General features: G+C 70.3%; 18 protein-coding genes. 7 read left to right on the plus strand and 11 right to left on the minus strand.

Annotation, left to right across the window (positions count from 1 at the left end; genetic code table 11):
• The 4 genes from QFZ29_RS04140 to QFZ29_RS04155 are packed head-to-tail and all read right to left on the minus strand — an operon-like array spanning window position 1 to window position 3,863.
• Window positions 1-768 carry a GntR family transcriptional regulator gene (locus QFZ29_RS04140; RefSeq protein WP_306892975.1) on the minus strand — a complete coding sequence of 256 codons (768 nt, stop codon included), beginning with the start codon at window positions 766-768 and terminating at the stop codon, window positions 1-3.
• Window positions 765-2,261, minus strand: a complete 1,497-nt coding sequence (locus tag QFZ29_RS04145; protein WP_306892976.1) for a fumarylacetoacetate hydrolase family protein — start codon at window positions 2,259-2,261, stop codon at window positions 765-767. The genes QFZ29_RS04140 and QFZ29_RS04145 overlap by 4 nt, the downstream gene beginning before the upstream one ends.
• 28 nt (window positions 2,262-2,289) lie before the next feature.
• The gene (locus tag QFZ29_RS04150) at window positions 2,290-3,093 is read right to left on the minus strand and encodes an HpcH/HpaI aldolase family protein (protein ID WP_306892977.1); all 804 of its coding nucleotides are present in this window, start codon (window positions 3,091-3,093) and stop codon (window positions 2,290-2,292) included.
• Window positions 3,078-3,863: a 2-keto-4-pentenoate hydratase gene (locus tag QFZ29_RS04155; RefSeq protein WP_306892978.1), complete on the minus strand. Its 786-nt coding sequence runs from the start codon at window positions 3,861-3,863 to the stop codon at window positions 3,078-3,080. Before QFZ29_RS04155 ends, QFZ29_RS04150 begins: the two co-directional genes overlap by 16 nt.
• Window positions 3,864-4,122: 259 nt before the next feature.
• On the opposite strand from QFZ29_RS04155, the gene QFZ29_RS04160 reads away from it, so the two are divergent.
• From QFZ29_RS04160 to QFZ29_RS04180, 5 genes are all read left to right on the plus strand, one after another.
• Window positions 4,123-4,254, plus strand: a complete 132-nt coding sequence (locus QFZ29_RS04160) for a hypothetical protein (protein ID WP_306892979.1) — start codon at window positions 4,123-4,125, stop codon at window positions 4,252-4,254.
• Between the two features lie 356 nt (window positions 4,255-4,610).
• Window positions 4,611-5,411, plus strand: coding sequence for an endonuclease/exonuclease/phosphatase family protein (locus tag QFZ29_RS04165; protein ID WP_306892980.1), 801 nt, complete (start codon window positions 4,611-4,613; stop codon window positions 5,409-5,411).
• Window positions 5,412-5,431: 20 nt separating this feature from the next.
• Window positions 5,432-5,743 carry a hypothetical protein gene (locus QFZ29_RS04170; RefSeq protein ID WP_306892981.1) on the plus strand — a complete coding sequence of 104 codons (312 nt, stop codon included), beginning with the start codon at window positions 5,432-5,434 and terminating at the stop codon, window positions 5,741-5,743.
• Between the two features lie 67 nt (window positions 5,744-5,810).
• Entirely contained in the window at window positions 5,811-6,986 is a 1,176-nt protein-coding gene (locus QFZ29_RS04175; protein ID WP_306892982.1) for a thiolase family protein, read from the plus strand.
• 53 nt (window positions 6,987-7,039) lie between these two features.
• Window positions 7,040-7,828, plus strand: a complete 789-nt coding sequence (locus tag QFZ29_RS04180; protein ID WP_306892983.1) for a 3-hydroxyacyl-CoA dehydrogenase — start codon at window positions 7,040-7,042, stop codon at window positions 7,826-7,828.
• A gap of 148 nt (window positions 7,829-7,976) precedes the next feature.
• On the opposite strand, the gene QFZ29_RS04185 is transcribed toward QFZ29_RS04180, so the two are convergent.
• Window positions 7,977-9,419 (minus strand): helix-turn-helix domain-containing protein, encoded by a 1,443-nt coding sequence (locus tag QFZ29_RS04185; protein ID WP_306892984.1) that lies wholly within the window; start codon window positions 9,417-9,419, stop codon window positions 7,977-7,979.
• Between the two features lie 131 nt (window positions 9,420-9,550).
• Here QFZ29_RS04185 and QFZ29_RS04190 point away from each other — a divergent pair, with 131 nt between their 5' ends.
• Window positions 9,551-11,407: a phosphoenolpyruvate carboxykinase (GTP) gene (locus tag QFZ29_RS04190; RefSeq protein WP_306892985.1), complete on the plus strand. Its 1,857-nt coding sequence runs from the start codon at window positions 9,551-9,553 to the stop codon at window positions 11,405-11,407.
• A 131-nt stretch (window positions 11,408-11,538) separates the two neighbouring features.
• On the plus strand, window positions 11,539-11,913 hold the full coding sequence (locus QFZ29_RS04195) for a DUF1622 domain-containing protein (protein WP_306892986.1): 375 nt from the start codon (window positions 11,539-11,541) through the stop codon (window positions 11,911-11,913).
• A 24-nt stretch (window positions 11,914-11,937) separates the two neighbouring features.
• On the opposite strand, the gene QFZ29_RS04200 is transcribed toward QFZ29_RS04195, so the two are convergent.
• From QFZ29_RS04200 to QFZ29_RS04225, 6 genes are all read right to left on the minus strand, one after another.
• Window positions 11,938-12,429: a 2'-5' RNA ligase family protein gene (locus tag QFZ29_RS04200; RefSeq protein WP_306892987.1), complete on the minus strand. Its 492-nt coding sequence runs from the start codon at window positions 12,427-12,429 to the stop codon at window positions 11,938-11,940.
• Between the two features lie 85 nt (window positions 12,430-12,514).
• A complete protein-coding gene (locus QFZ29_RS04205) occupies window positions 12,515-13,336 on the minus strand; it encodes a hypothetical protein (protein WP_306892988.1) in 822 nt (273 codons plus the stop codon).
• 129 nt (window positions 13,337-13,465) lie between these two features.
• On the minus strand, window positions 13,466-15,343 hold the full coding sequence (locus QFZ29_RS04210; protein WP_306892989.1) for an ABC transporter ATP-binding protein: 1,878 nt from the start codon (window positions 15,341-15,343) through the stop codon (window positions 13,466-13,468).
• 62 nt (window positions 15,344-15,405) lie between these two features.
• Window positions 15,406-15,633 carry a hypothetical protein gene (locus QFZ29_RS04215; protein ID WP_129519948.1) on the minus strand — a complete coding sequence of 76 codons (228 nt, stop codon included), beginning with the start codon at window positions 15,631-15,633 and terminating at the stop codon, window positions 15,406-15,408.
• 37 nt (window positions 15,634-15,670) lie between these two features.
• Window positions 15,671-16,573, minus strand: a complete 903-nt coding sequence (locus QFZ29_RS04220) for a carbohydrate kinase family protein (protein WP_306892990.1) — start codon at window positions 16,571-16,573, stop codon at window positions 15,671-15,673.
• Window positions 16,557-17,474, minus strand: a complete 918-nt coding sequence (locus QFZ29_RS04225) for a pseudouridine-5'-phosphate glycosidase (protein ID WP_306892991.1) — start codon at window positions 17,472-17,474, stop codon at window positions 16,557-16,559. The genes QFZ29_RS04220 and QFZ29_RS04225 overlap by 17 nt, the downstream gene beginning before the upstream one ends.
• Window positions 17,475-17,523: the final 49 nt, after the last annotated feature.

The following is a 17,523-nucleotide window of genomic DNA, read 5'->3' on the forward strand; positions in this document are numbered from 1 at the left end:
CTAGTCGTTCGACGCGGTGAGTGCGTGATCTGGGTCGGCGGCTGCGGCTGCGGCTGCAGCGTCTGCGGCTGCGGATGCGACGGCTTGCCCGGTCGCGAGCTTGTGTGCGGCCTGGTAGGCGAGCACCGCGTCGAGGGTCGCGGCGCGATGCTGCCGGGCTGCGAGCTCGATCTCGAGCGGATCGGCCCCCGACTCGATGAGTTCGACGAGGCGTTCGTGCTCGTCGACCGAGTCGTGTGCGCGCCCCGGCACGAAGCTGAACGAGGAGTCGCGCAGCATCTTCATGCGATTCCAGCCGCGGTGCACGAGGTCGAGGATGTGCGGGTTCGGGCACTCCTCGAAGAGCACGGCGTGGAACTCGAGGTTCAGCGCGGTGAAGCGGTGCGGGTCGAAGTCGGCAAGCGTCCGCCGCATCCGCTCATTGATCTCGCGCGCTCGCCGCAGATGCTCTGGGGTGAGATACGGCGCCGACATCGAGGTGGCGGCGCCCTCCACGATCGAGAGCGTCTGCATCGTGTGCAGGTACTCGGCCTCCTTGATGAGGGCGACCTGCGCGCCGACGTTGCGCTCGAACGTGACGAGCCCCTCGGCCTCGAGCAGCCGGATCGCCTCGCGCACCGGAACGACGCTCACGTCGAGCTCGCGCGCGATCTGGCCGAGCACGAGCCGGAAGCCCGGCACGTACCGGCCGTCGTCGATGCGCGCGCGGATGAAGCGGTAGGCCTGCTGGGCCTTGCTCTCGATGGGACGCAGCCGCTCGGCGCTCATCGGCCCTCCACCTCGGCGCGGTAGCGCGCCTTCCACTCGGCGTTCATGGGGAAGAGCCCGTCGACGGATGCCCCGGCCGCCACCTGCTCGGCGACGTACGCGTCCTCCTGCTCCTGCGCGACCGCCTCGGCCACGACCTCCTCGACGAGGTGCGGCGGGATCACGATGACCCCGTCGCCGTCGCCCACGATGACGTCGCCGGGCTGCACGGCCGCGCCGCCGCACGTGATCGTGACATCCGTCTCCCATGGCACGTGCTTGCGTCCGAGCACCGACGGGTGCGGGCCCTGCGAGAACACCGGGATCTCGAATCCAGCGACGGCCTCGGCGTCGCGCACGCCGCCGTCGGTGACGATGCCGGCCGCGCCGCGCACCTGGGCACGCAGGGCCAGCACGTCCCCCACGGTGCCCGTGCCGCGCTCGCCGCGGGCCTCGATCACGAGCACTTCGCCGGGCTCGACCGTGTCGAACGCCCGCTTCTGCGCGTTGAACCCGCTGCCGTGGCGTTCGAAGAGGTCGGGACGGAACGCGACGAAGCGCACGGTCTTCGCGCGCCCGACGAGGCGGCGGCCGGGCTGGTTCGAGTGCACGCCCTCGATGAAGACGTCGTGGTAGCCGCAGTTGCGGAGCGCCACCGAGAGGGTCGCGACGCCGACGCTCGAGAGGCGCTCGCGGAGGGCCAGGGTCAGTTCGAAGGCGGGGCCTGGCTCGGGCGCGGATTCGGGTTCGGGTTCGGGCTCGAGTTCAGGCAGGCCCGCGCGCTCGCGATCGCCCCACGCCTCGATGCGCTGCAGGTCGTCGGTCGTCGGCTTCGTGCCGAAGTCGCCGAAGGGCGCCGTGCCCGCGGTGATCGTCGTGACGAGGTGGCCCGAGGTGGGGGCGCCCGCGGCATCCGGGGCATCGACCTCGACCTCGACGACGTCGCCCGGCACGACGACCGACGAGCCGGCGGGCGTGCCCGTGAGGATGACGTCACCGGTCTCGAGGGTCATCAGCTGAGAGAGGTCGGCGACGAGCTGCCCGAACGGGAACAGCAGCGTGTCGCTCGAGTCCTCCTGCACGAGGGCGCCGTTCACCCACGTGCGCACGCGAAGACCTGCGGGATCGACGGATGCCGCGGGGATGAGTTCGGGGCCGAGCGGCGTGAAGCCGTCGCCGCCCTTCGAGCGCACGTTCGATCCCTTGTCTGCGGCGCGCAGGTCGTAGAGGCCGAAGTCGTTCGCCGCGGTGACGGATGCGACGTGGCTCCACCCGTCGGCGGGGGAGACCCGGCGTGCGGGCTCGCCGATCACGAGCGCGATCTCGCCCTCGAAGGCGAGGAGCTCGGTGCCGGAGGGACGCTCGAGGGTGCCGCCCGAGGGAGCGAGGGAGGAGGCGGGCTTCAGGAAGTAACTCGGCGCGGAGGGCGTGCGACCGCGCTGGGCCGCCCTCGACGGGTAGTTGAGGTGCACGGCGATGATCTTGCCGGGGGTGGCGATGCCATCGATGGTCATGGACGTCCTCGTCTGTCGATATCTGAAATCATATACGATCGGAGGAGCCGGCCGCACCGATGAAGCGGTCGGCGAGCGCTTCCGTCGAGCGGGCGAGCAGCGACACGTCGGCGCCGACCAGCACGAGCGCGGCGCCCGCCTCGGCGTATCGGTCGGCGACCGCCGGCGCGAAGGCGTTGACGCCAGCCGGCTTACCGGCCGCCCGGGCCGCCGCGATCGATCGCATGACGCCCGCCACGACGTCGGGGTGCTCCTGCTGCCCGATGAGTCCCATCGACGCCGCGAGGTCGGCCGGGCCGACCAGGATGCCGTCGACCCCCTCGACGGCCGCGATCTCCTCGACGTGCTCGACCGCCGCCGCCGACTCGATCTGCACGAAGAGCGAGATCGTCGACGCGGCATCCGCGAGGTAGCCGTCGACGCGATTCCACCGCGAGGCGCGAGCGAGCGCGCTGCCGACACCCCTGATCCCGTGCGGGGGATACCGCACGGCGCGCACCATGGCCTCAGCCTGCTCGGCCGAGTCGACCATGGGGATGAGCAGGTTCTGCACGCCGAGGTCGAGGTACTGCTTGATGGCGACCGGGTCGCCGAACGGCGGGCGCACGAGCGGGGTCACCGGGTAGGCGGCGACCGCCTGCAGCTGCGCGAGGATCGACTCGAGGCTGTTCGGCGAGTGCTCGGCATCGATGAGTACGACGTCGAGTCCGCTGCCTGCGGCGATCTCGGCGTTCACCGCGCTCGCCGAGCACACCCACACGCCGAACTGCGGGCGATCGGATGCCGCGATCCGCGCGGCGAGCGTCGGCGGAAGTGTCATTCGAACCGGCATGTCACTGCTCCCAACTCGCGGTAGTCGGCGTGCACCGTGTCGCCTCGCTCGACCCACATCGGCCGGGTGAAGGAGCCCGCGAGGATGATCTCGCCCTCGCCGAGCGACTGCCCGTGCTGCGCGAGCTTGTTCGCGAGCCACGCGACGCCCATCGCCGGGTGCCCGAGCACCGCTGCTGCCACGCCCGACTCCTCGATCGTCTCGTTGCGGGAGAGCAGCGCCGAGACCCAACGCAAGTCGACCTCGTCGACCTTCGCGCGACCATCACCGACGACCATCGCGCCCATCGCGGCGTTGTCGGAGATCGTGTCGACGATCGTGCGGCCCTGCATCTCGATGTGCGAGTTGAGGATCTCGAGCGCCGGCACCACGTAGGCCGTGGCATCGAGTACGTCGGCGAGCGTCGTGTTCGGCCCTACGAGCGACTTCGAGAGCACGAACGCGAGCTCGACCTCGATGCGCACGTTCGAGAACCGGTCGAACTCGACGGATGCCCCGGACTCGATCACCATGTCATCGAAGATCACGCCGTAGTCGGGTTCGGTGATGCCGGTCGCCACTTGCATGACCTTCGACGTCAAGCCGATCTTCCGGCCCACGATGCGTCGCCCGGCGGCCGCTCGGCGCTCCGCCCAGAGATGCTGTACGGCATACGCGTCGTCGACCGTCATGCCGGGGTTGCGAGCCGTCAGGAGCGGCACGGTCGTGCGATCCCGATCGGCGGCGAGGAGCTCGTCGGCGATCGCCGCGATCTGCGAGGGGTCAAGCACGGATGCTCCACTTCGTTGTCGAGACTCAGGGCGATGTGCGGGAACCGAGGTGAGCCTGAGTATTCGACATCGTATACGATACGTCCCAGCGCTTGCGAGCAGTGCGTGGGAACCTCAGCCGCAGCGTCTACTTCCCCTTTAACGAAATGACTCCCGGAACGTCAACCCCGCCGCCGTTCGGCCGATTGCCGCGTACCGTGTGCGTGACACCAAGCGTTCGTGACGACACGCGTCGATGATGGCGCCGGAGGGGATGACCATGAACGAACGGACTGAATCGCACCCGGTGGATTTCACAGAGGAACTCAGCGATCGAGCGGCCGGCGGACTGCTGTTGGCCTTTCTGACAACGGTCCTCGTCGTGCTCGCGGTGGGGACGACCTTCAGCTGAGCACGCGCGCCGACGCGGCGGGGGGCGGTCTCAATCAACGGCCGTCATCTTGGTGAACCGTGGCCACCTCACGAGCGATCAGCATCACGCATCGGGTCCGCTTTCCGAGTCATGCGCGGGGGATTCATCCCCGCCGATTCGGGACGGGGCAGCGCCGTCCTGGGCGCCGCCGGAGAGGGAATTCATGTATGCCGCGAACGCGGCCGGCTCGTCAGCATCGGTGACCCAGTGCGACTCGCGATACTCCGCCCAACTCATCGGCTCCTTCATGACCAACAATTACGCCCCCCGACCATATCTGGGCAAGGGGGTGCGCTTCTCGCCACTCCGTCGTATCGTGTCGGATCGTGCGACTCATGACGTGGAACGTCTGGTGGCGCTTCGGCGGCGAGTGGCAACTCCGTGCCGAAGCGATCGAGGCGACGCTCGCTGCGAGCGAGCCCGACCTCGTCGGATTGCAGGAGGCGTGGGCGACTGCCGACACCGACCAGGCCGCTGAGCTCGCGAGCCGCCTCGGAATGCACTCGGCATTCGGCAGGGGCTCGTACCCGCCGCCCCCCGAGCCGGTGGAGGATCCGGATCAGCTCGGCGTCGACGTGGGCGTCGGGCTCCTCAGCCGCTGGCCCATCACCTCGAGCAGCGTGCGCCCGCTCCCCGCAGCGCACCACGTGCCACCGGTCGCCCTCATGGCCGAGGTCGCGCATCCGCTCGGACCGCTGCGCGTCGTGGTGGCGACCACCGAGTGGGAGCCGGCGTTCCGCGACGACCACGAGGCCCAGGCCGTCGCCCTGGCCGCACTGCTCGAGCCCGGGCCCGGCGACGTGCGGCCCGCGATCCTGCTCGCCGACCTCAACGCCGAATGGGGGAGCGAGGAGCTCGCCGGACTCTCGGGGTGCACCGACCTGTTCGCCGCGGCGGGCGGAGCGGCCGACGCCGTGACCCTCAGTCGGGCCGTGCCCTTCGCCCCGCTCGAGGCCGTGCGGCAGATCGACCGCCGCATCGATCACGTGGTGGCGGGGCGGGGCCGGGGCGGTGACCGACTGCGCCCTCACACGGCGACCGTGCTCGACCGGCCGGTCGATGGCGTGTGGGCGTCCGACCACTTCGCCGTCGTCGTCGACGTCGAGCTCGACCCCATCGTCGACGACCGCCGCTGACGCACGGCAGAATGGGCCGGGTGAAGACGATCCAATTGCGCCGGTACACGCTCGTCGACGGAGAGTACGACGACTTCGTCGAGTGGTGGCAGGGGGCCATGCCCGTCGTGAGGCCGGCCGCCGGGTTCACGATCGAGTTCGCCTACGGCATCCGCGAGTCGAACGAATTCGTCTGGGCGGTCAGCACTCCGGGCGATCGCGACGAGTTCCTGCGCGTCGAGGCGGAGTACATGGCATCGGAGCCGCGCGCCGCGGTGTTCGCCGGCCTGCCGCAGCGCGTCGCGGTCTATGACATCAGCTTCGTCGACGACGCGCCCGGCATCGCAGCCTGAGCCCGCTTTCAAGCGGGCGTCGGGCCGGTGCATCCCGTCATCGCCACCCCCGACGTAGTCTTGACCCATGAGCACCGAAGCCGTCATCGTCGACGTCGTTCGCACGCCAGTGGGGCGGGGCAAGCCCGGAGGCATCCTCTCCGGCATCCACCCCGTCGACCTCCTCGCCGACGTGCTCGACGCCCTCATCTCGCGCAACGATCTCGACCCAGCCCTCGTCGACGACGTGATCGGCGGATGCGTCAGCCAGATCGGCGAGCAGAGTTACAACGTCACCCGCAACGCGCTGCTCGCCGCGGGCTTCCCCGACACGGTGCCGGGCACGACGATCGACCGGCAGTGCGGGTCGAGCCAGCAGGCCGCCGCGTTCGCCGCGCAGGCCGTGCTCGCCGGCCAGGCCGACATCGTCATCGCGTGCGGCGTCGAGTCGATGAGTCGCGTGCGCCTCGGCTCGAGCACCGCCGGCGCCGATCCCTACAGCGACCGCGTTCGCTCCCGCTATCCCGACGGCCTTGTGAACCAGGGCGTCTCGGCCGAGCTCATCGCGGCGAAGTGGGAGCTTTCGCGCGCCGAGCTCGATGATTTCGCGGCACATTCGCACACGCTCGCCGCCGTCGCGCAGTCCACAGGTGCGTTCGCGAGCGAAGTCGTGCCGGTCGCCGGAGTCGACACCCTCACCGATGAGACCGTGCGGCCCGACACCTCCGTCGACTCGCTCGCCGGACTCAAGCCCGCGTTCCGCACCGACGAGCTCGCCGAGCGGTTCCCCGACGTCGAGTGGCGCATCACCGCGGGCAACTCCTCGCCGCTCACCGACGGCGCCTCGGGCGCCCTCATCATGAGCGCCGAGCGCGCCGAGCAGCTCGGGTTCACGCCGCGAGCCAGGTTCCGCTCGTTCTCCGTGGTCGGCAGCGATCCCCTGCTCATGCTCACGGGCGTGATCCCCGCGACGGCTCGCGTGCTCGAACGGGCCGGCCTCACGCACGACGACATCGACGTCTACGAGGTGAACGAGGCGTTCGCCTCGGTGCCGCTCGCCTGGCTGCGCGAGACCGGTGCGGATGCCGCAAAGCTCAATCCGCGCGGCGGCGCGATCGCCCTCGGCCACGCGCTCGGCTCGTCGGGAACGCGACTGCTCACGACCCTCGTCAACCAGCTCGAGGCGAGCGGCGGACGCTACGGCCTCCAGACGATGTGCGAGGGCGGCGGCATGGCGAACGCCACGATCATCGAACGCGTCTGACGGGTTCCTGAACTTCATCCGGCCTTCCGCTGCACGCGACGAAAGGACACCACATGGAACTCGAGGGCGCATCGGCGATCGTCACGGGCGGCGCATCCGGGCTCGGGCGAGCGACGGCGCAAGCGCTCGTCGACGGCGGGGCATCCGTCGTGCTCGTCGATCTTCCGGGCCCGCGCGGCGACGAGGTCGCGGGAGAGCTCGGCGATCGTGCCCGCTTCGTCGCGGCGGATGTCACGAGCGAAGCCGAGGTGCAGGCGGCGATCGAGGTGGCCGCAGGCCTCGCCCCGCTGCGCGTCGCCGTGAACTGCGCCGGCATCGTCAGCGCGAACCGAACCGTCGGACGCGAAGGGCCAGCGCCGCTCGACGTCTTCGAGCGGACCATCCGGGTGAACCTCATCGGCACATTCAACGTGACGCGTCTCGCCGCCGCGGCGATGTCCGCGAACGAGCCCTCGATTGGGCAGGCGACCGGCGGTCCCGAGACGCCCGAGCGAGGCGTCATCGTGAACACGGCCTCGGTCGCGGCGTTCGACGGGCAGATCGGCCAGGCCGCCTACTCCGCTTCGAAGGGCGGCGTCGCCGCAATGACGCTGCCGCTCGCCCGTGACCTGTCGAAGCTTCTCATCCGGGTCATGACGATCGCTCCCGGCATCTTCGAGACGCCAATGATGGCCGGCATGCCCGCCGAGGTGCGCGAGTCGCTCGAAGCCCAGGTGCCGCATCCGTCGCGGCTCGGGCACCCGAGCGAGTACGCGGCCCTCGTGCTGTCGATCATCGCGAACCCGATGCTGAACGGCGAGACGATTCGGCTCGACGGCGGCATCCGGATGCAGCCGAAGTAGCAGATGCCCGGCGGTTGTCTCTGCAGAATTCAGGAACAGGTCGCGCGCGAGGGGGCGCGCGGCGGCAAAACGCCGCGCTGACCGAGCCGCCGCGCCGCGCGCTCCTGAATTCTGAACGGGGCGCGGCGGATGCGGCTGACGCTGCCCGCTACTGCTCGGCGTGCGTCTCGAGGAACTCGTAGACCTCGGCGTCGTCGACGCCGGGGAACGTGCCCGACGGGAGCGGCGAGAGTACGTGCGCGTGCAACCGGGCGCTCGGCCAGGCGCGGCCCACCCAGCGTTCGGCGAGCCCGTCGGGCGCGCGCCGGCAGCACGCGTCGTCGGGGCACGTCGACGTCGCACGCACCGTGGTCTCGCGCCCGCGGAACCACTTGGCCTGGTTGAACGGCACGCCGACCGTGATCGAGAACTCCGCGGCATCCGTCCGCCCGGTCTGCGTGGCACACCAGAAGGTGCCGGCCGGCGTGTCGGTGTACTGGTAGTTCTCGGTCGTGCGGTTGGTGTGCTCGAACGAGGTTCGCGCACTCCACTTCTTGCACACCCACTGGCCCTCGATCGACCCGGTGACGTCGGTCGGCAACGGCAGGCCGTCGTTCTCGTAGCCCTTCAGCAGCGCTCCGTCGCCGGCGACGCGCAAGAAGTGCAGCGTCATGTCGAGATGCGTGGTCGCGAGGTTCGTGAAGCGCAGCGCCGCGGCCTCGTGGGTCACGCCGAACGCGTCGCGGAAGTCCTCGATCGCGAGTCGCTTCTCCTTCTTCGCGGCGGAGAGGAAGGTGACGGATGCCTCGCGCGGCATCAGGCACGCGGCCGCGAAGTAGTTGATCTCGAGCCGCTGCCACAGGAACTCGGCATAGCTGTTCGGCCGCTCGTGCCCGAGCAGCCGGTGCGCCATCGCCTGGAGCGCCATCGAGCGCAGGCCGTGGCCACCTGGGATCGACGCCGGCGGCAGATAGATTCGCCCGTTCGCGATGTCGGTGATCGATCGGGTGGAATCGGGCAGGTCGTTCACGTAGATGAGCTGGAAGCCGAGCTGCTCGGCCATGACGCTCACCTCGCGGTGCGTGAGCGCTCCGGTGCGATGGCCGGAGGCGCGCACGCGCTCCTCGGCGAGCTGCTCGATCTCGGGCAGCGAGTTGTCGCGTTCGCGCATCAGCTCGCGCAGTTCGGTGTTGGCTCGGCGGGCCTCCTCGGGCGTGGCGATCGCCTCGCTCGCACGGCGCTGCAGTTCGCGGTGGAGCCCGACGATCGCCTCGAGTGCCTCGTCGGTGATGCCGCGGCCCGGCTTGATCGAGGGAATTCCGAGGCTCGCGTAGAGCGGGCTCGATTGCGCACGGCCGAGTTCGAGCTCGAGGGCGGCCCGCCGGCTCGGTGCCTCGCGGGCGAGGAGGGCGGCCAGGTCGACCTCGAGCGCCGCGGCGAGGGCGTCGAGTGTGGAGAGCTTCGGTTCGCGTTTGCCGTTCTCGATGAGCGAGAGCTGGCTGCCGGCGAGCCCGACCGCCGCGCCGAGCTGGTCGAGGGTCATGCCACGCTCGCCCCGGAAATGGCGGATGCGGTGGCCGAGCGTTGCGAGGTCTGGAGAGCCTGCCTTCATCGCTTAAGAATAGCGAAAGATCTGCAGTTCTTAAGCACACATTCGCCGGTTGAGATGCGGGAAGTGGGCGCATTCTTGAAGTACGAACTGCTTTCCGGCGTCACGGCCGGGCACCACTGAAAGGGACGACGATGACGATCTCCGAGTTCTCGGTCGGCACCGAGACCACCGGCCGCGCCCAGGGCGGCACGAGCGACACGGCCCTCCGCGCATGGGTCGATGAGATCGCCGCGCTCACGAAACCCGACGAGATCGTCTGGTGCGACGGCTCGCTCCACGAGGCCGACCAGCTCACCAAGCAACTCGTCGCCGAGGGCAAGCTCATCAAGCTGAACCCCGAATGGCGCCCCAACAGCTACCTTGCGCGCACCGCCCCGGGTGATGTCGCCCGAGTCGAGGACCGCACCTTCATTTGCTCCACTTACGAGGAGGATGCCGGCCCCACCAACAACTGGCGCGACCCGCGTGAGATGCGCGAGGAGCTCACGCACGTCTTCGACGGTTCGATGAAGGGGCGCACGATGTACGTCGTGCCGTTCTCGATGGGCCCGCTCGGCGGCCCCATCTCGCAGCTCGGCGTCGAGATCACGGACTCGCCCTACGTCGTGCTCTCCATGGGGATCATGACGCGGATGGGCAACGCGGTCTACCGGCTCATCGAGGCGGGCGAGCCCTGGGTGCGCACGGTGCACTCCGTGGGCTACCCGCTCGTCGACGGCGTCGGGCACCGTCGCGACGAGGTCGACTGGCCGTGCAACGACACCAAGTACATCGTGCAGTTCCCCGACTCCCGCGAGATCTGGTCGTACGGGTCGGGCTACGGCGGCAACGCCCTGCTCGCGAAGAAGTGCTTCGCGCTGCGCATCGCCTCGGTGATGGCGCGCGACGAGGGCTGGCTCGCCGAGCACATGCTGCTCATCAAGATCACCTCGCCCCAGGGCAAGGCCTACCACGTCGCCGCGGCGTTCCCGTCGGCGTGCGGCAAGACCAACCTCGCGATGCTGCGGCCGACGATCCCCGGCTGGAAGGTCGAGACGATCGGCGACGACATCGCCTGGATGCGTCCGGGTGACGACGGTCGCCTCTACGCGATCAACCCCGAGTTCGGCTTCTTCGGCGTCGCGCCGGGCACCGGCGAGTCCACGAATCCCACGGCCGTGCAGACGCTCTGGGGCAACACGATCTTCACGAACGTGGCGCTCCGCGACGACGGCGACGTGTGGTGGGAAGGCCTCACCGACACGCCGCCCGCGCACCTCATCGACTGGGAGGGCAACGACTGGACCCCGGCATCCGACAAGCCGGCCGCGCACCCGAACTCGCGCTTCACGGTCGGGGCCGCCCAGTGCCCGCAGATCTCCGACGACTGGGACGCCCACGACGGCGTGCCGATCGACGCGATCCTGTTCGGCGGGCGCCGGGCCACGAACGTCCCGCTCGTGGCCGAGGCGCGCTCGTGGAAGCACGGCGTGTTCATGGGCGCGACGATCTCGTCCGAGCAGACCGCGGCCGCCGAGGGCACCGTCGGCGAGCTTCGTCGCGACCCGTTCGCGATGCTTCCCTTCTGCGGCTACAACATGGCCGACTACTGGGGCCACTGGGTGAAGATGGGTCGCATCCTCGGCACGAAGGCGCCGAAGATCTTCCAGGTCAACTGGTTCCGCAAGGGAGCCGACGGGTCGTTCCTGTGGCCGGGCTTCGGCGAGAACTCGCGCGTGCTCGAGTGGATCGTCGGCCGCATCGAAGGCACGGCCGACGTCACCGAGACGCCGATCGGCCTCCTCCCGGGATCCGGGTCCCTCGACCTCGACGGCCTCGACATCGCGGATGACGCGGTGGAGCAGCTCTTCGACGTCGATCGTGACTCGTGGCTCGCCGAGTGCGACCTCACCGAGGAGTACTTCGCGCAGTTCGGCGATCGGGTGCCCGCCGCGCTCCGGGCCGAGCTCGCGAGCCTGCGCTACCACCTGGGTGACCAGGCGGCGTAGACCGACGATTGCACGAGTGAGGGCGGATGCTGCGGCATCCGCCCTCACTCTTCGCCTGTCGCACCCTCGGCACGTCGCGCCCACCGATCGCCGCGCCGGCGCTAGCGTGTGCCGCAGAGTGAGGAGGCGGCATGGAGCTCGGTTCGATCATCGAAATGGTCGGCGAAGCTGTCGACGTGCTCGGCGTCGTCGCGATCGTCATCGGCGTGCTGTACGCGATCGTCGATGCCGCTGTGCGCGGGCTCCGGCGGGTGAGCCCCGTCTACACGCGGTTCCGCCGCGTGCTCGGGCGCGCGATCCTCCTCGGTCTCGAGCTGCTCGTCGCGGCCGACATCATCAAGACCGTCGCCGTCACGCCGACCCTCGACTCCGTGGCGGTGCTCGCGGTCATCGTGCTGATCCGAACATTCCTCAGCTGGTCGCTCGAGCTCGAGATCTCGGGGCGCTGGCCGTGGCACAAGCGCGAGGAGCCGATCGAGGAGCCGGCGACCGCCGACGTGGCCTGAAGCGCAGCGCGGGTCGTCTCGTCGTCATTCGGGGGCGACGGATGCCGCGGCGCCGAGCTGCCAGGCCGCGACGACGCTCCGGTGGTGGGAACCGGCGTTCGGGCGCATGTCGATGAGGGCGATCGTTCCGAGCTCGACGCGCTCGCCCCATCGGAGGCGCCGGTCCTGCTTGTGGCTCACGTGCGGCCGGTAGTCCTCGCGCACGTGGTCGACGTCGACGCCCGCCTCGCGGAGCGCATCGATGGCACGCGATCGGAGCGCCGCGAGCTCACCGCCGTCGCGCACGAGCGTGACCGGCACGTCGTGTCGCCGGCCGAATGCCGCATCTTCGCCGCCGCTCGCGCGGACGGCCGCCGCCTGCTCGGCGATGCGGCCGATGATCGCTGCGACGGCCGGCTCGGGAAGATCGGTCGAGAACGGCTCGACGAGGGTGACGTGCAGGGGCCACTCGGCCACGGTGAACTCGGCACCCGCGGTGAGCGGCACGAGCGGCAGTACGACGACGAAGCGCGCCATCCCGTGAGTCTATCGGGGGCGCGCTCGGTCGATCAGGTCGACGCCTGACGGTGCTGCGGCGGCACGCGGTGCTGCTGCGGCAGGCTCAGCTGCGGACGCCGTCGAAGAGCCGGAGCATCGCGGCCGGAGCGAAGCGGTACTCGACGATGCCGCTCCCGCCCGGGTCGGCGGGGCCGATCCAGGTGCTGCTTCCCTCATGTACGCGGATCCAGCCGTTGCTGAAGAGCACGTCGGTGCCGATCACGAACGCCATCGCCGGGGTCTCGCCCTTGCGCACGGCGATCGAGCCCTCGATGACCTGGGAGGCATCCGTCTCGGTGTCGGGCCGGCACTGCACGCCGACGAGCGGGCGCACGAGCGGAGTCGCGAAGCCCGGCACCACGAACGGGCTCGAGGTGGACGAGTCGGCGACGATCCCGAAGTTGAGGCTCGTCGAGACGAGGCTGAGTGCGGCAGCGCCGTCGAGCACGAGCCGGCTCGAGACTCGGAAGCGGTAGTAGAGGCGACCGGTCTCGGGAGCCGACGGCAGCTCGACGAGACTCGCCCAGTTGCGCGACCAGCTGAGCGGTGCGCCGTCGCGGTTCGGCGGGTCGTAGACGCTCGCGGTGATCCGCACGGCGCCGTCGGGCTGGGTCGGAGCGGACTGCAGGGCGCTGCGACCGCGCGAGCCCGCGGGTATGACGTCGCGCACCGAGGTGAATGCGGGGATGCGCTGCGGCGCCCAATGGCGGAGCCACGCCTGGAGGTTCGCCTGGATCTCGGCGAAGCCGGGGCCGAGGAGGTCGGCGTCCGTGGCGTCGGGTCCGGCGGCGTCGCCGCCCGGGAGGTTCTCGATGAGGTCGAGCGGCAGCTCGCCGGGAGGGGCGGGAGAGAGCTGCTGCTCGCGGGGAACGGTCGCGATGGTCATGATGGTCCTTCGGTCGGGCGTGGCGGTTGCGGCATCCGTCGTCGGGGATGCACCGCCCACGATATGGAGACCGCCGTACCGCCCCATCCGAGTCAGCACTGAGTCTGTCTCAGGTTTACCCCTATTGAGTCAGACGAGCAACTGGTGTTCTGCAAGCTCGCGGTAGAGCGGAACTGACTCGACCAGCTCAGAGTGCGTGCCCTCGCCGATCACGCGGCCGCCGTCGAGCACGACGATGCGATCGGAGTCGATCACGGTCGACAACCGGTGCGCGATGACGACGAGCGTGCGTCCGGTGGCGACGGCGTCGATCGCCTCGCGCATGAGCCGCTCGTTCACGCCGTCGAGCGAGGACGTCGACTCGTCGAGCAGCAGGATCGGCGGCGCGGCGAGCAGAGCGCGGGCGATCGCGAGGCGCTGGCGTTCGCCGCCCGAGAGCATGATGCCGTCGTCGCCGACCGCTGCGTCGAGCCCGGCGGGATCGCGATCGAGCACGCCGCCGAGGTTCACGGCGCGGAGCACCGCCTCGCAGTCGGCGTCGGTCGCGTCGGGGCTGCCGAGCTTCAGGTTGTCACGGATGCTGCCGGCCAGCACCGGGGCGTCCTGCTCGACGTAGCCGATCTGCGCGCGCAGGTCGGTGCGGTCGATCGAACGCACGTCGAGCCCGCCCATCCGCACGGTGCCGACGCTCGGGTCGTAGAAGCGCTCGATCAGCGCGAGGATCGTCGACTTGCCGGCGCCCGACGGACCGACAAGGGCGATGCGCTGCCCGCGCGGGACCTCAAATGAGACGCCGCGCAGCACGGGCTGCCGCTGCGTCACGTCGGGTTCGGGAAGGTGCTCGTCGGGCGACTCGTTGCCGGGATCGGCCGAATCGGAGCGCGTGGCCGCGTAGGCGAAGTGCACGGAATCGAACTCGATGGCCGGGGCATGCGGCAGGAGACCCGCATTCGCGTGCCCGACCATGATCGCGAGGGGAGCGATCTCGCGGTCGTGCGCGTCTTCGTCTGGCAGGTCGAGGATCTCCTGGATGCGGCCGAGCGCGCCGAGCGCCTGGTTGACCGACGTGATGGCGCCGAAGGCCTGGCCGAGCGGCAGGATCATCATGAAGAGGAAGAGGATGAACGCGACGAGATTCGCCACGGTGATCGCCCCGCTCGCGACGCGGAAGCCGCCGACGCCGAGCACGACGAGAAACGACACCTGCATGGCGATGCCCGCGACGGGCACGATGAGCGCCGAGATCTTCGCGACCTTGACGCCCATCTTCCATGCGCCCTCGGCCTCGCCCTCGACGTCGCGGATCTCGCGTTCGGTCGCCCCAGAGGCGCGGATGGTGCGCACGGCTCCGATGGCTCGTTCGACGGATGCCGCGACGTCGCCGATCTTCTCCTGTGCCTGGTGTGACGCCTCGCGCACGCGCGACGAGAGCAGCGTCACGGTCGTGATGGCCACGGCGATCACGAGCACGGTGAGGCCGAGCAGCACGGGGTCGATGATGAGCATCGCGATGAGCGCGCCCACGAACGTGACGACGCCGCCGACGGCCTCGACGAGCCCTTGCGTGAGCACCGCCCGCAGCATCGTCGTGTCGCTGCCGACCCGCGAGACGAGGTCGCCCGTGCGGCGCGTGTCGAACTCCGCGACGGGCAGCCGCAGGAGCTTGCCGACGAGGCGCTTGCGGCTCGACAGCACGACGCCCTCGCCGGTGCGCTGCAGCAGGTAGTGCTGGTAGCCGGTGATGATGCCGCTCACGACGACGAGCGCGATGAGTGCCCAGACGAGCCAGCCGAGCGGATCGCCGGCCTCGACGATCGTGATGACCTGGCTCACGAGCAGCGGTTGCACGAGGCTCGCGAGCGCACCGATGACACTCAGCACGGCGACGACGACGAGCACCGGGCGGTGCTCGAAGATGAACGGCAGCAATTGCCTGAAGGTCGCGCGCGGGCCGCTGGGGGTCGCGCGTCGGCCGAATGCGGGGCGTCGGGTCTGGGTGTCGCTCATGTTCTCTTCCTGGTCCGCGCGGTGAGCGGATGCCGCCACCGCGCCAATGGAGCCTATGTGGCCTAGCTGCGTCCGTACTTCTTGTGCACCGCTTGCTTGCTCACCTCGAGGGCGAGCGCGATGACCTGCCAGCTCGTGCCCGCAGACCGTGCGCGACGCACCGCGAGCGCCTCGGCGCGGTCGAGCGCGCGGTTGAGCTCGACGCGGGCATGGTGCAGTTTGCGCAGGGCGCGGTAGGGGTCGTCGCCGTCGGCCGCGGCGATGGCGGTGCGGAGGGTGCGGTCGTCCATGGCGTCAACCGTAATTGACGCGACCCGATGTGTCAATTCAGGTTGACGAGTGGGTGGCGTGCGCGCCCGGGTTCGCGAGCACGGACGCCGCGGCGGCATGCCCCGCGAGGCACCCCGCCGCGGCATCCGCGCCCTGCAGTGTTGCGGCGAGGAATCCGGCGGCGAAGGCATCGCCCGCACCCGTGAGGTCGCGGATGCCCGAGACCGGGGCCACGTCGACGCGCGCCACGAGCCGGCCCGCCTCGATCACGTCGGTCGGCAACGGGCCGTGTTTCACGATGACGGTGTGCGCGACGGATGCCGCCACCGCTCCGCCGCCCGCGAGCCCGAGCAGCTCGGCTTCGGACTCGTTCGCGAAGAGCACGTCGGGCGCGGCCGCGCGGATGAGGTCGAGCGCGACGTCGACGCCGATCCCGGCGAGCAACCCGGTCGACGAGGCATCGACCGATACCGTCGCGCCGCGGGCACGCGCTGCGGCTGCGAGCCGCACGACCTCGCCGCGCATCGGCTCGCGCTCGAGCCCGTAGGCCGGCACGTGCAGCCAGGCGACGCCGTCGAGCCACGACGTGTCGACGCCCTCGAGGAGCGCCGAGGCGCCGCGATCGGGGAACATCGTGCGCTCGCCGTCGGCGTCGATGAGGAGCACCACCGTTCCGGTGCGACCCGCTCGCTGCACGCGCACGTCGACCCCGCTCGCCGTGAGTTCGGCGACGAGTGCCTCGCCTGCGGCATCCGTGCCGACCTGGCCGATGAACCGCGTGGGAACCTGCGCGGCGGCGAGGGCCGCGACGTTCGCCCCGCTGCCGCCGCGGGCGCGGAAGATCTCTGCGGCAGTGTCGGTCGCCGTGCGCACCGGCTCGCCGACCCACACGACGATGTCCTCGACGAGATCGCCGACCACGGCGAGCACGCCGGCCGGCAGCTCAGCCGGCGACGGCACGAGCGATCTCCGCTCCGAGCGCGACGTTGCCGCGATACACCTCGAGGTTCACCTCGAGGCTCTGCCCGCCGGTCGCGCGCTGCACGAAGTCGAGGAGGAACGGTGTCGTGTCGTGGCCCGTGATGCCCGCGGCATCCGCTGCGTGGAGAGCTTCGGCGAGCACCCGATCATGGAACTCGGGGTCGAGCTGCTTCGCCGCGTCGACCGGGTTGGCGATGAGCACGGCCGACTCGAGGCCGAGGGCGTCGCGGGCGGCGGCGAGCGCCGCGGCATCCGCCGGGCTCTCGATGCGGTAGTCGATCGGGAACCCCGAGTCGGCGATGTAGAAGCCCGGGTAGCGGTTCGTGCGGTAGCCGACGACCGGGATGTTCAGGGTCTCGAGGCGCTCGAGCGTCGCCCCGATGTCGAGGATCGATTTCACACCGGCGCTCACGAGCGTGATCGGCGTGCGGGCGAGCGTGCCGAGGTCGGCGGACTCGTCGAAGGTCTCGCTCGCCCGGCGATGCACGCCGCCGAGGCCGCCCGTCGACATGACGCGAATGCCCGTCGCGTGTGCGAGAAACGCCGTCGCGGCCACGGTCGTTCCGCCGTCGCGCCGCTGGACCTGCGCGATCGGCAGGTCGCGCACGCTCACCTTGATCACGTCGCCGGCGGTGCAGAGCCGCTCGATCTCGGCTTCGGACAGGCCGACGACGGCGACACCGTCGATCACGCCGATCGTCGCGGGCACCACGCCTGCTGCGCGTACTTGCGCTTCAGACTCCAGCCCGACCACGAGGTTGCGCGGGCTCGGCAGGCCGTGGCTCAGGATCGTGGACTCGAGCGCGAGTACGGGGGCGCCGGCGTCGAGCGCGCGCTGCACCTCGTCGCCGACGCGGAAGCCGAATGGGGGAATCTGCATTCCGCCATCGTAGGAGCGACCGACGACGTCTGCCTCGGACGACGGCCCG

Origin of the sequence: Agromyces albus, assembly GCF_030815405.1 — a bacterium.
GTDB lineage: Bacteria > Actinomycetota > Actinomycetes > Actinomycetales > Microbacteriaceae > Agromyces > Agromyces albus_A.

Excerpts from the sequence above, each read along its gene's own strand:
- QFZ29_RS04215 (WP_129519948.1), bottom strand. The coding sequence starts at position 15,633 with ATGGACGACCGCACCCTCCGCACCGCCATCGCCGCGGCCGACGGCGAC.
- QFZ29_RS04180 (WP_306892983.1), top strand. The coding sequence starts at position 7,040 with ATGGAACTCGAGGGCGCATCGGCGATCGTCACGGGCGGCGCATCCGGG.
- QFZ29_RS04225 (WP_306892991.1), bottom strand. The coding sequence starts at position 17,474 with ATGCAGATTCCCCCATTCGGCTTCCGCGTCGGCGACGAGGTGCAGCGC.
- QFZ29_RS04140 (WP_306892975.1), bottom strand. The coding sequence starts at position 768 with ATGAGCGCCGAGCGGCTGCGTCCCATCGAGAGCAAGGCCCAGCAGGCC.
- QFZ29_RS04145 (WP_306892976.1), bottom strand. The coding sequence starts at position 2,261 with ATGACCATCGATGGCATCGCCACCCCCGGCAAGATCATCGCCGTGCAC.
- QFZ29_RS04190 (WP_306892985.1), top strand. The coding sequence starts at position 9,551 with ATGACGATCTCCGAGTTCTCGGTCGGCACCGAGACCACCGGCCGCGCC.
- QFZ29_RS04195 (WP_306892986.1), top strand. The coding sequence starts at position 11,539 with ATGGAGCTCGGTTCGATCATCGAAATGGTCGGCGAAGCTGTCGACGTG.
- QFZ29_RS04160 (WP_306892979.1), top strand. The coding sequence starts at position 4,123 with ATGAACGAACGGACTGAATCGCACCCGGTGGATTTCACAGAGGAACTC.
- QFZ29_RS04205 (WP_306892988.1), bottom strand. The coding sequence starts at position 13,336 with ATGACCATCGCGACCGTTCCCCGCGAGCAGCAGCTCTCTCCCGCCCCT.
- QFZ29_RS04175 (WP_306892982.1), top strand. The coding sequence starts at position 5,811 with ATGAGCACCGAAGCCGTCATCGTCGACGTCGTTCGCACGCCAGTGGGG.
- QFZ29_RS04185 (WP_306892984.1), bottom strand. The coding sequence starts at position 9,419 with ATGAAGGCAGGCTCTCCAGACCTCGCAACGCTCGGCCACCGCATCCGC.
- QFZ29_RS04150 (WP_306892977.1), bottom strand. The coding sequence starts at position 3,093 with ATGCCGGTTCGAATGACACTTCCGCCGACGCTCGCCGCGCGGATCGCG.
- QFZ29_RS04165 (WP_306892980.1), top strand. The coding sequence starts at position 4,611 with ATGACGTGGAACGTCTGGTGGCGCTTCGGCGGCGAGTGGCAACTCCGT.
- QFZ29_RS04200 (WP_306892987.1), bottom strand. The coding sequence starts at position 12,429 with ATGGCGCGCTTCGTCGTCGTACTGCCGCTCGTGCCGCTCACCGCGGGT.
- QFZ29_RS04210 (WP_306892989.1), bottom strand. The coding sequence starts at position 15,343 with ATGAGCGACACCCAGACCCGACGCCCCGCATTCGGCCGACGCGCGACC.